At 65.5% G+C, this 11,044-nt stretch carries 13 protein-coding genes; 6 read left to right on the forward strand and 7 right to left on the reverse strand.

Annotation, left to right across the window (positions count from 1 at the left end):
- Window positions 1-112: 112 nt before the first annotated feature.
- Window positions 113-436: a hypothetical protein gene (locus G6016_RS06880; protein WP_182631934.1), complete on the forward strand. Its 324-nt coding sequence runs from the start codon at window positions 113-115 to the stop codon at window positions 434-436.
- Between the two features lie 83 nt (window positions 437-519).
- On the opposite strand, the gene G6016_RS06885 is transcribed toward G6016_RS06880, so the two are convergent.
- Both G6016_RS06885 and G6016_RS06890 read right to left on the reverse strand, forming a co-directional pair.
- Window positions 520-1,065: a hypothetical protein gene (locus tag G6016_RS06885; RefSeq protein WP_338403544.1), complete on the reverse strand. Its 546-nt coding sequence runs from the start codon at window positions 1,063-1,065 to the stop codon at window positions 520-522.
- A gap of 22 nt (window positions 1,066-1,087) precedes the next feature.
- On the reverse strand, window positions 1,088-1,444 hold the full coding sequence (locus tag G6016_RS06890; RefSeq protein WP_241729879.1) for a hypothetical protein: 357 nt from the start codon (window positions 1,442-1,444) through the stop codon (window positions 1,088-1,090).
- 250 nt (window positions 1,445-1,694) lie between these two features.
- Here G6016_RS06890 and mobF point away from each other — a divergent pair, with 250 nt between their 5' ends.
- Window positions 1,695-5,231: a MobF family relaxase gene (gene mobF, locus G6016_RS06895; RefSeq protein WP_182631935.1), complete on the forward strand. Its 3,537-nt coding sequence runs from the start codon at window positions 1,695-1,697 to the stop codon at window positions 5,229-5,231.
- Between the two features lie 38 nt (window positions 5,232-5,269).
- Here mobF and G6016_RS06900 read toward each other — a convergent pair whose 3' ends face one another.
- The 5 genes from G6016_RS06900 to G6016_RS06920 form a co-directional block, all read right to left on the reverse strand.
- Complete coding sequence (locus G6016_RS06900; protein WP_182631936.1) at window positions 5,270-5,605, reverse strand: hypothetical protein; 336 nt, start codon at window positions 5,603-5,605, stop codon at window positions 5,270-5,272.
- A gap of 1,821 nt (window positions 5,606-7,426) precedes the next feature.
- The gene (locus tag G6016_RS17815; protein WP_386848372.1) at window positions 7,427-7,642 is read right to left on the reverse strand and encodes a toxin-antitoxin system HicB family antitoxin; all 216 of its coding nucleotides are present in this window, start codon (window positions 7,640-7,642) and stop codon (window positions 7,427-7,429) included.
- Window positions 7,643-7,831: 189 nt separating this feature from the next.
- Entirely contained in the window at window positions 7,832-8,140 is a 309-nt protein-coding gene (locus G6016_RS06910) for a hypothetical protein (RefSeq protein WP_119699222.1), read from the reverse strand.
- Window positions 8,137-8,919, reverse strand: coding sequence for a ParA family protein (locus G6016_RS06915; protein ID WP_119700250.1), 783 nt, complete (start codon window positions 8,917-8,919; stop codon window positions 8,137-8,139). Before G6016_RS06915 ends, G6016_RS06910 begins: the two co-directional genes overlap by 4 nt.
- Before the next feature lie 268 nt (window positions 8,920-9,187).
- Window positions 9,188-9,430 carry a hypothetical protein gene (locus tag G6016_RS06920; RefSeq protein ID WP_182631937.1) on the reverse strand — a complete coding sequence of 81 codons (243 nt, stop codon included), beginning with the start codon at window positions 9,428-9,430 and terminating at the stop codon, window positions 9,188-9,190.
- A 248-nt stretch (window positions 9,431-9,678) separates the two neighbouring features.
- On the opposite strand from G6016_RS06920, the gene G6016_RS06925 reads away from it, so the two are divergent.
- The 4 genes from G6016_RS06925 (at window position 9,679) to G6016_RS06940 (ending at window position 10,951) form a co-directional block, all read left to right on the forward strand.
- On the forward strand, window positions 9,679-9,924 hold the full coding sequence (locus G6016_RS06925; protein ID WP_182631938.1) for a helix-turn-helix domain-containing protein: 246 nt from the start codon (window positions 9,679-9,681) through the stop codon (window positions 9,922-9,924).
- A gap of 120 nt (window positions 9,925-10,044) precedes the next feature.
- Window positions 10,045-10,218, forward strand: coding sequence for a hypothetical protein (locus G6016_RS06930; protein WP_182631939.1), 174 nt, complete (start codon window positions 10,045-10,047; stop codon window positions 10,216-10,218).
- A complete protein-coding gene (locus G6016_RS06935) occupies window positions 10,215-10,619 on the forward strand; it encodes a helix-turn-helix domain-containing protein (protein ID WP_182631940.1) in 405 nt (134 codons plus the stop codon). Before G6016_RS06930 ends, G6016_RS06935 begins: the two co-directional genes overlap by 4 nt.
- Window positions 10,620-10,654: 35 nt before the next feature.
- Window positions 10,655-10,951, forward strand: coding sequence for a hypothetical protein (locus tag G6016_RS06940; protein ID WP_182631941.1), 297 nt, complete (start codon window positions 10,655-10,657; stop codon window positions 10,949-10,951).
- Window positions 10,952-11,044 lie beyond the last annotated feature (93 nt).

Here is an 11,044-nt window from a genome sequence, read left to right on the forward strand (position 1 = left end):
GGGGGGGGGAGAAGTCACACTGACAGCAGGTCAACCGAAAACAGGTCGGCACGAGCCGCGCCCACGAATGGGCGCTCTGCTGCGAGCAGACGGGCGGCAAGGAGGAGTCCTGATGTGGGATCTGACCACGGCGCTGCAGGCTACCGCGGTGGTCGCTGCCGGCGCCTTGGCCCTGCCTCCGGTCGCGCGTGGGGCCGGAGGGTTCTGCGCAGTGATTGGGCTGCTCGGTGTGCTGCAAGGCCGTACGTGGGCGCCGACGGTCGCGGCGCTGGGGCTGTTGGCGTGGTTCGTGGGTCATTGGTCGTTCGCGGTGCGACACGATGTGCGCTATCGGTCGACGATAGCGCTGTGGGTGATCGATAGGACCCCACTGCGGTGGACGATCCCGCGCTACTGGCAGCTGCGCCGGCAACGTCGACAAACAGTGGCCCGCTGACACATCCTGACCGGTCCGCCAACGACAGATGGCCCCGCCACCCGGCGAGGCCATCTCTCGGGGACGACTGTACTCCCCAGGCTCTAGAACAGTGAGGGTGTGTCGAGGGGTGCGGCGTTAGCCGAGGCGCGGGCGTAGGCGCGCGCGTCCCAGCCGGAGGCGAGGGCGTCGCGGACGGCTAGGGATCGGGCGTGGCGGTTGGTGTGTTGGTCGGGGTTGCGTATGGCTCCGGTGCGACCGCACGCGACGGCGTAGCGCAGGTTTGCTGACTGGGTAGAGGCGACGACATGCCCCGGGTCGACGCGTACGCACAGGGGTTCGTTGCAGCGGTGTTCGGCCACGACATCGTCTGACAGTTGGTCGGCGAGCAGGAGTGCGAATCGGTGCCCGGACTCGGTGCGACTGACGCCACCCGATCTCCACGTCAGGCGTGTATACCCGTCGACGCCGCTGATCGCTGAGATCAGGAACCAGCACCCGTCCCCGGGCGCTTTGACGACCCGGGACCAGAACGCGTCGATCGCCGCCTGGGTGGGCGGCAGTGTCGAACTGTAGGGACGAGACCGCCGCACCGCGGCCGAGGGGGCAGGCGCCGGAATCAGGTCCAGGCCTGGCAGAGGAATGTCCACGTCTGCGGGACTGGTGCGCGGGTCAGTGTGACTGGGCACCGTTGTGGTCCGAGGTCGTGTCTGACGGGTGCTCGTCAGTGGTCTCCGGTGTTCCTTCCCCGGTGGCGGTGCGGTCCTTCGCGGCGCGGATCGCGGCGCCGACCTCGCGGGCGGACAGTCCGGTCATTTCGGCCAGATCGGACTGGGCGACGCCGAGGTCCTTGAGCTCGATGAGCGCATCGCCCAGGGCGGCTTCGGCGTCGGCGCGGGCGTCGATTGCGGAGAACACCGCCACGAGCTTGGATTCGCGCTTGCGTGCCCGCTCGAGCTCGTGAGCCATGGCTTGGCGGGCACGGGCCCGGGCGGTCTGGGAACGCGAATCAGTCTTCGTAGCAGACATGGGTCAAACCCTAGAGCACCCGTACGACACCCGCGAGCACCAACCACTCCCCCATCCGACCACAGTGTTGGCCGCACAGGCCCCGCCTGAGACGCCACCGCTGTGACCAAGATTAACCCTCGCTCCTGCTCGCTCAAACAGCCTCACACAGTATGCACTTCTAGTGAACGACGGGAAACACCTGGTCAGGGCCCTGCGTCTTGGCGGGGCGTAGACGCCCCGCCACCGGCCGCATACGCTGGAGGCTGTGATGAGTCTGCGAGCGGTTCACGCAGGGACTGGATACCAGTACCTGCTGCGCTCGGTGGCGACCCATGACGCCGACCCCGAAGGCAAGTCACTGTCGGACTACTACGCCGCCAAAGGCACCCCACCGGGGGTCTGGATCGGCTCCGGACTGACCGGATTGAACTCCGAGACCGCGACCAGCGGGGCCATCGTGACCGAGGAACAGATGGCCGCCCTGTACGGGGAGGGACTGCACCCGGACACCGACCAGAAGATGGCCGACGGCGCGCCCCTCGCGGCGTGCAAGTTGGGCCGAAGTTTCCCGATCTACACCGGCGGCGTCGAGGTCCTTCAGGCTATTGCTACTGCCGAGAAAACCTTCCTCGCCGTCGAGGGACGGCGCCCCACTGTCGAGGAACGAGGCCAGATCGCCGAAAGTACGGCCCGCCCGTTCTACACCAAGGAGTTCGGCTACGAGCACGCCTCCGGGGAAGACGTCATCGCCTGGGTCAACCGGGAACGCGACCGCGTCAAACAAGCCGTCGCCGGATTCGATTTCACGTTCTCTCCGGTGAAAAGTGTCAGCGTCTGGTGGGCACTGGCCGACGAGAACACCGCCTCCCACATCGCCGCGCTGCATCACGAAGCCGTCGCCGAAGCCTTGGCGTGGTCCGAGGACAACGCCATCTACACCAGGGTCGGGACCGGAGGCATCAAACAGGTCAAAACCGGCGGGATCATCGCCTCAGAGTTCACCCACTTCGACACCCGAGGCGGCGACCCGGACCTGCACTCGCACGTGCTGATCGCCAACAAAGTCCAGGCCCCCGACGGGCGCTGGCTCTCCCTGGACGGGCGGGCCATCTTCCAGATGCATCAGGCGATCTCGTCGCGCTACGACGCGATCCTGCACGACAAACTCACCCGGAGAATGGGCGTGGAATTCCAGGCCCACTACCCGCACCCGGACAAGGCACCGATCTGGGAAATCGCCGGCATCGACCGCAAGCTGATCGACGCTTTCTCCTCACGACGGGCGATGGCCCGCCCGGTCTACAACCAGCTCGTTGCCGACTACGTCGCAAAGCACGGCCGCCAACCCGGACAGCGCGCCTCCTACGCCCTGTGGCAGAAAGCCATCCTGGATACCCGCGACGCCAAAAAGCCGGCCCTGTCGCTGGACGAGCACCGCGCCGGCTGGCGCGAGGTGGCCGCACAGATCGTCGATGACCGCACTCTGGACACTCTCACCGACCGGGTCACCCGGCACGGCAAGGCCGGAGTCGAGCGGGACATCTTCAACGCCGACACTCATGCCCGTGTCGTGGCCGAGCGGGCAGTTGGGGCGGTGACGGCCAGGCGCGCACAGTTCCGCCGCTCGCACGTTCAGACCGCGGTGTCGACCGCACTCAAGGGCTACGTGTTCACCGGCGAGCAGACCTTGGAACAGGCGCACCAGGCGGTGATGGACACCGCCATGGATGAGTTGGTCATCCCTTTGACCCCACCAGAAATCCTCGACCTGCCGGGTGCCCTGACCCGTCCGGACGGGGCCGGGGTGGACCGGCACGCCAACACCGAAAAGTTCACCACCCACGCCGTCCTGGACGCCGAGCAGCTTGCCCTGGATGCCGCGCGTACCCCGGTCGCGGTCACCGCCCCGGCAGCGGTCCTCGAGCATGTCCTGGCCGAACACGAGACAAGCGAAGGGTGGAGCCTGAATGCCGGTCAGCGGGCGCTGGCCGGGCACCTGGTCGGGGCCGGAACCCTGCTCGCTGCCGGCGTCGGACCGGCCGGCACCGGCAAGACCGCCTCCATGAAGATCGTCGCCGACACCTGGCACGCAACCGGACGCACCGTGATCGGACTGGCACCGTCCGCCGCTGCTGCGGCCATCCTGTCCGAGGACATCGGCGCCGACTGCCACACCATCGACTCACTGACGTTCACGTGGCTGGGCCGCAACCCCAACCAGCCCGGCCGCACCCTCGCAGCCCTGCCGGTGACCATCTCCCCCGGCGACATGCTGCTGGTGGATGAAGCCGGCATGGCCAGCACCGAGAACCTGGCCGCCTTGACCGAGATCGCCGCCGAATCCGGGGCCGTCCTGCGTCTGGTCGGCGACCCCAAACAGCTATCCGCCGTGGAGACCGGAGGCCTGCTGGCCGACCTGACCCGCACCCCGGGAACCCCCGAACTGCGCGAGGTCATGCGCATGGGCGCAGACACCGACCAAGCCGAAGCCACCCTCGGCCTTCGTGACGGCAACCCCGACGCCCTGGCCCTCTACACCGACCGGGGATGGCTCACCGGCGGGCACCGGGAGCAGATGCTCACCGACGCCGCACACGCCTTCCTGGCAGACACTGCTGCTGGCCGGCGCTGTCTGGTGATCGCCTCCACCAACACCGACGTCGACACCCTCAACGACCTCATCCGCGCCGACCGCATCAGCACCGGGCTGGTCGACGACACCCACACCATCCGCGTGTCCCGGGGCGATGCCGTCGGTGTCGGGGACACCGTCATCGCCCGCACCAACGCCACCCTCCACACCGACAACGACCGCACCCCCCTGGGCCGGGTCATCAACGGCCAACTGTTCACCGTCACCGGCATCACCGACGACGGCGCCCTGGCCGTGCGGGACCAGAACACCGGCGACGACATGCTCATCCCCGCCAGCTACGCCCACACCAACATCCACCTCGGATACGCCAGCACCATCCACCGCGCCCAAGGCGCCACCGTCGACACCACCCACGCCGTCATCGACAACACCGTCGACCGCGCCGGCCTATACGTCGCCATGACCCGCGGCAAAAAAGAAAACCGCGCCTACACGGTGTGCGAGCACTCCCTCGACCCGGGCGCCGAAGACGCCCACATGCACTCGGCCGGCGACCAGAACGCCCCCACACCCACACAGGTCCTGACCACTGTGCTGGGCCGCGACACCCGCAACACCTCAGCCATTGACACCCTGCGGCAGGAATACACCACCGCCACCGCACCCGAACGCCTCGAACAGCTCTACCGCCACGGCGCCGACCTGGCCGCCCAAACCTTCACCGCGAACACCCTGCCCGACTACCTCGACGCACTCCCCCGCACCCACACCCACCACCTCGAGGCCGACCCCGCAGCCCTGGCCGACCTCGAACACGCCTGGACCGAAGCAGCCCAAGCAGGCCTGGACCCCCGCGAACTGTGGCTCGAGGCCACCGACAAGCTCGACACCGCGAAATCCGCAGGCGCCGTCATCGCACACCGGATACGTCACGTGACCAGAGAACACGGCGAACCCGACGCCCTGCCCACTCCCCCACCAGAAACCACCACAAGCGACTCCGAACTCGCCACCTGGCTCACCGCCACCCGCGAAAAGCTCACCACCACCCCGGACGGCACCAGCACGCCCGACGCCGACGACTTCGTCGCCTCCTACCTCGAACACCGCGCCGCAGAACACGAGCATGGACCAGACGTGGAGCCCCTGGGTACCTCTTCGGATTGGGGGCAGGCGACAGGACCGGACACCTCCCCCGACCTGTGGTGACATGCCTGGTCTCACAGGGACAGCCACCCATGGTGGTGTCAGGCAGCGGTGGCAGCCCACTGATGGGGTGCGAGCAGCATGTCGGGGGCCGGCAGCGCGGCCCGAGCCGCGGCAACAAGTTCCCACCAACTACCGGGATCGTGCTCCCGGTGCCGCTCCTGCGCGGCCATCGCCGCGCCCCATGTTGTTGCCTGTACCGGGGGGCCGGTACTGGTGGCGCCGTAGGCCAATGCGATATCGACCGGGTGGACGTTCTCGGCCTCATCCGGGGTGGGAAACATGCCCCACTCGGCCAGCGCATCGGAGCGCTTTGGCTGATAGCGGGTGGTGAACCACCACACGAACACCGCCGACTGCAGCCTGTACAGACGCACCCGATCATCGTGTGCTCCCGTCACTCCGGCCAGGGCCGCAGCCCGAGCCAATCGGGAACGGCCCTGATAGGCGCGCCCACTGGAGGTGGCCAAGCCGTAGGACTGGAGCGCAGCAATCTTGCTGCGAACCGTTGCCTCACACACCCCCAGCCGAGCCGCTACCTGCTTGACCGACAACCGTTCGCTGCTCAGCAACTCCCATACCCGCAACCCGAGTACTCCCAGCGAGCGAGCGTGCCAGATATCAGCGCGAGCGCGCTCCAGCTCCCCCTGCAGCCTCTGCTCTAGCTCGGCGGAAAATACTGCACCATTTCTTTGTTTCCCGCCCCCGGGTCTTCCGATCCGCCAGACTGATGCCCAGGGGCCTGCTGATCTTTGGACTCGCGCAATCCAGCCCTGCTGGACCAACACCTTCAGACGGCTGGTCACGACGTCTCGCGTCAGGCCGACGGCGATGGCCCAGTCGCGCTCGGACAGTTGCACGTTGTCTGTTGCTGCCGCCAGGGTCCTGGCCGCCAAGCCCAGGAGAAGCAGCCGATCCTGGGCCCCGGTCTTACCGGCCCATCTGTGGGGCTGGGCGTTCATCCGGGATAACAGCTCAGCGACGATCGCTTCGGCTGCCCGGCGGGCCGGTGAGGGCGCGGTGGTGCTGCGGGGGGTAAAGCTGGCTGCGGTGACCGCTCTGGCCCACTGGCGGGTCAACTCGGCGTGCGGGTCGACTCTCGGGGCGCGCTCTCCCACTTGTGTCCGGTGCGTTCGGATCGTTTCCAGGCCCGGCCAGCGATCGGCGAACGCGGCTTGGTGCACTTCGTCAAAGCGCATCCGGGCGTGGGCGCAGGCCAACAAGACCGACCACCCAATCGCAGAAGCATCCGACTGGGCCGTGACCCGGGCGTGTGCCAACGTCCGGATGTGCGCTGAAACCGGTCGCCTGGGCCCGGCAAGATACGGGTGGCCCTGGACATCCGTATGGACCGGAATCGGCGCAGCACCTAGGCCCGTTGGAGTGGTCGTGGTTGTAGCGGTGTGTGGGGGAAGTGTCAGCTGCGTGAGCACTGAGCGCAGGGCACGCAGTGATACCGGGCGGATATGCGGATCTGTCAGAGGCACTGATGCCCCGCCGGCGCGGTGGGGTGATCCCGGTGCTCGGACGCAGCCTGTGCGGGGATTAGACAGTGGGCCCCGATCCAGTGAGGGCCACGCCGCGGCGAAGGCGTCGGTGATCGGTGCCAGACGCTGGGGGGACACGGCCGTACTCAGCCGGATCCACACGTGGTATCCCCCACCGGGTCCGGACGAGCAGACTAGGTGCTCGATGTTTGCTGCGGTTAGAGCGGTCGTACAGCTGGCCAGATCAGCGGTTGCTGTCGACCCGGCGTGGTGGGCGTCAAAATCCAGGGCAAGCAGACGGAATCTGCCCGATTCGTCAGCCAAGTGCAGCGCATACGGTATGCCAAAGGCAGGCTCACCATCGGTGAAGTGCTGAATCTGAGCGAATGAATGTGTCTTGCGCTGATCAACGCGCACATAAGGACGTGGACTCCACACACAGGCCAGCGACTCCCACCATTGATTGGTGAGGTGAGATGTCGGTTTCGTGCTATCAGAACAGGACACGCCGTCCGGGACGACTGGACCGCCCGGAGGGTATGACCTACCCTGAGAGGTGCTTGGATGCACAGCTCTCCTAGTTGGTGAGCACCCCGAGTTTGAGCGGCAACTCGAACTCTTGACTTTCGATTCCGGTCCACCGGCCAGTGGGCCGGAATCAGTCATTTCAGGGATGCATGGTTTCAGTTGTCAGTCACACTGCTGACTACTTCATGCGGGAATTGCCTCCTGGCTGTCAACGTTCGGCATGGATTCAGGCATGCCAAGGTGGGTCGCAGCAACTTCGGCTACGTACTGGTTCATGGAGATCCCACGCGCTTTAGCTTCACGCCGAAGCGCCTCATAAATATCTGACGGTACGCGGACGGTCATGCGTGTCCGCTCCCCTAGGGCTGGCCTGCCAGGCCCAGATCGCGTGGTCGCCATGACGTCAAAAATCGCATGCTTGACGTCAGAAATCGGTGCGACACGCTCAAGCTCGCATAAATTGCGGTGGTTGACTGTGCGGGCGACCACACCCAGTGGCTCTAGCGCGCGTAAGGGCCCCCGTGTCCTTGCGTCAGCAGACGATTTGGGCTTGCCCGACTACGGTTCGATCGACGTCTGTGTCGCTGCTCAGCAGCCTCGGGACTCCAGGTAATCGACGATTGCACTGTCGGTGATGGACGCGATGCTAATTGTTCTGTCGCCGGTCTCGTACCGCAGCTTGTCTACCGCCCGCAGAAGCCGTGCCTTGGTGGATGGGCGCAACCTGACGTTGTGCTGTTCTGTGAGGCGTTCCCCTTCCCGCGCGGCTGTCTTGCTTGGCTTCAGCTCGCTCGGTTGTGTTCCGGACGTTGATGCGTCAGCTGTGGTCGGCCGCTCCGGCAGATCAGCTGCAGGATGAGAGACTCGCCGGATCGCAGGTTCACGCTTGACGCTCATGCCACACTTCCTTCGGTGTTGATAGACAACTCGGACAGCAGATCTGTGTACGCCACCTGGAGTGCCAGGGCCTTGCCGCCGGAGAACTTATGGATCGGGGTGTGCGTACTGTGCGCGTCCTGGCGGGCGGTCAGCTCTGGAATTGCTGTCCTTGCGACTAGGTCCCCGTAGGTGTCCCGCAACTCCGCCTCACGAAACCGATGCTCTCCGGTTGTGCGCTTGCGGCTCAGGACTATCGCCTCCAGAGTCAGTCGAGGGTTTGGTCGACGCTGAACATTTCGAATCGTTTCCTGGAGATTCTCAATCCCTCGAACGCTGTCGATTGTCGGCTCCGTGACTGCAATGACCCCGTCAACCGCGCACAACACGGCGAAAAGTAACTTTCCCAGCGATGGCGGGCAGTCGAAGAGGACTGCAGCGTAGGGCGAGAGGTCAATCCCCTCAAAGGCGATGTCAAGCCTGAAGATCAGGTCATTTGCGCCATCGGATTCGATGTTTGCCAACGCCTCGTTGGACGGAATGAGGTCCACATGCTCCCAGGGAGTCGCGATTACCGCATCGGCTGCGGCGCCGGGAGCCGTTCGGCTCATCAGATCGAAGGTAGTCATTGTGTCTTCGGTAACTTCGACCCCCAGGCCGGTAGTCGAGTTCCCCTGGGGGTCTACGTCGACTATCAGCACATTGAGGCCTTGTTCGCTTAGTGAGCTGGCAAGGCCCAACGTGGTGGCGGTCTTTCCAACGCCGCCTTTCTGATTGCAGAGCGCCAGCTTTCGGGTCATGTACATCTCCCTCGAGGTTGAAACCGTGCATAGGGTAAGCGTTGATCAGTGTGAAGAGCATAGCGAGTGGCGCTACGCGCACTAGCGTAGCTACGCCTGCAGTGAATGCTAGTGCAGCTAGCACTGTCTGCAAAGGGCAACTGGCAACAATAGCAAGCGTACCTATAAGAGCTAGCAGCGCTAGCCGAGCGTCGGTAGCTATGCTAGCAAGGATAGATTCTTGCATGCGTCAGGCGTCGGAACGCCTCGGTTTCCCGAGTCTGGAGGCTTAGTTTCCGATCGGGTCATCCTCGGGCAGAACTTCCATGTGGAGCCGGCGCATGGGGTCCCAGCCCAAGTGGCCAAGCTCATGCAATACCTCGAGCGAGCTGACGAATGACTCGGCCGATACGTCGGTGTCGGTGATGGCGTCAGCGGGGACGAGTGAGGTGACGTCCCCTTCTAGGGTCTGCCAGCCAACAGGCTTGGCCAGCAGATAGTCCAGCGCGCGGTCGACAGTCCAGCTGGGCATTTTCTCCGCTAGTGACTGTGCTGCAGCAGGGTACTCCCAGATGGGAACGGTCAACGTGGCGTTTCCGGCTGGCCTGCCTGATCTCGCGGACTTCCTGGCTCGCTGGTCACGCCGCTTTTTCTTTGCTGCCTGCTTTTGTCCCCGAGTTCTCCGGTTTCCACTCACGGCGCTCCTTCCATGGGCTCGTAATCCCAGATGATACTTATAGTCTGTCGACCTATAGTCATCGATCGCCTGAAGTTGCAGGTATGCGTGATGACGAGATTCAAAGCGAGTTTGGGCGCCGGGTCCGTCGTGCACGTCAAGCAGTTGGCCTATCGCAAGAGGAACTAGCTCACCGTTCAGGCCTCCACCGCACCTATGTCGGGTCGGTGGAGAGAGGGGAACGGAATATCGGACTATTGAACATCACGGCGCTTGCCACGGTCCTCGACGTCGATGCGAGCATTTTCGTCGATGGGCTGTGGCGCGCGCCCGCGGAGGACACTTGGTGATGGACGCGTTCAGCGGTTCGAATGCTCGGATAAGCAAGCCCCAGGGGGAACCCATCTGTCGGGTTTGCTGAAGATCGTGTCTACTGACAACAAGTCGACAATCCAGGCACGATGACGATCATGTACGTCATCGGGACCGGCCCGACCGAGCTGCATGCACAGATCGACCTCCACCATCGAGCGCGCGCCGTCGACTACAACGCCACGCCCACCGTGCTCTCGACCGTCCAGGAGGCCGGTCACTGGTCCGTCGTCGCCGAGCTCCAGACGGCAGACGTGGGGGAGGGGCAGTGACCCCCGACGAGGCCCGATCGCTGGGACGCGCCCTCCGTGCCGTCCGGCTCGAGCACGGGCTCAGCCAGCTCAAGGTCGCCGTCGCCGCTGGCATCAGTGCTGGCCAGATCGGCATCTGGGAACGGGGGCAAGTCCCCGCCGCACGCGGGCGATCCGCTCACGCACCTGCCTTCACCCGCCAGCAGTTCGAGGACCTGGCGGCTGCACTTGGATGCAGCGTCGAGACCATCGCCGACCGCGCGAGCCTGTCGACCACCACAAGGCTGCTCTACGGCCTCGAACCGCTCAGCCCGGCCAGGACCATCGTCGCCGGCCGCGAGTTCGACCTCACCGACGCCGAAACAGGCCGGGTCCTGGACTTCATCGCAGGGATCGTCGCGGCCCGCGACCTCGGCCAGTAGGGGAGTGTCCGAGCGCGGCGCTATCGTGCCGCCCCATGGCAGACCCTGACACCCTCGCCCGGGTCCAGGACGCCGCCGGCCATCTCGGCGACGCCGAGTTCCTCGAGCTGCTGCGTTGGCATCGCGCCGTGGCCGGCCTGCCTGATCTCGACTGGTCCGCCGGCGGCGCCTACCGACGCGGGGTCGCCGAGCTGGCCGACGACCGCGCCCGCGAGTTACTTTGCGAAGTCCGCCGCGTCGCCCGCGACCCGCGCCGGCACCGACACGGCGCCGACGGCAAGCCCCTCTTCCGGGGTGGATGTACGCTCGCCGACCGCCGGCGCCAGCGGTAGCGATCTCCCGCCAGGGGCTGCCGGTGCCGGTGGGTGGACGGAATCCAACATTATCGGCACCTTCGTAAGGCGAGTGCTGGGGGACCGATGAAA

Source organism: Dietzia aerolata, from assembly GCF_014144865.1.
In the GTDB taxonomy this organism is placed as follows: domain Bacteria; phylum Actinomycetota; class Actinomycetes; order Mycobacteriales; family Mycobacteriaceae; genus Dietzia; species Dietzia aerolata.

Bases quoted from the DNA above. Each gene is read 5' to 3' on its own strand.
- G6016_RS06880 (WP_182631934.1), top strand. From the start codon at position 113: ATGTGGGATCTGACCACGGCGCTGCAGGCTACCGCGGTGGTCGCTGCC.
- G6016_RS06890 (WP_241729879.1), bottom strand. From the start codon at position 1,444: ATGTCTGCTACGAAGACTGATTCGCGTTCCCAGACCGCCCGGGCCCGT.
- mobF (WP_182631935.1), top strand. From the start codon at position 1,695: ATGAGTCTGCGAGCGGTTCACGCAGGGACTGGATACCAGTACCTGCTG.
- G6016_RS17815 (WP_386848372.1), bottom strand. From the start codon at position 7,642: ATGGCGACCACGCGATCTGGGCCTGGCAGGCCAGCCCTAGGGGAGCGG.
- G6016_RS06910 (WP_119699222.1), bottom strand. From the start codon at position 8,140: ATGAGCGTCAAGCGTGAACCTGCGATCCGGCGAGTCTCTCATCCTGCA.
- G6016_RS06915 (WP_119700250.1), bottom strand. From the start codon at position 8,919: ATGACCCGAAAGCTGGCGCTCTGCAATCAGAAAGGCGGCGTTGGAAAG.
- G6016_RS06920 (WP_182631937.1), bottom strand. From the start codon at position 9,430: ATGCCCAGCTGGACTGTCGACCGCGCGCTGGACTATCTGCTGGCCAAG.
- G6016_RS06925 (WP_182631938.1), top strand. From the start codon at position 9,679: ATGCGTGATGACGAGATTCAAAGCGAGTTTGGGCGCCGGGTCCGTCGT.
- G6016_RS06930 (WP_182631939.1), top strand. From the start codon at position 10,045: ATGTACGTCATCGGGACCGGCCCGACCGAGCTGCATGCACAGATCGAC.
- G6016_RS06940 (WP_182631941.1), top strand. From the start codon at position 10,655: ATGGCAGACCCTGACACCCTCGCCCGGGTCCAGGACGCCGCCGGCCAT.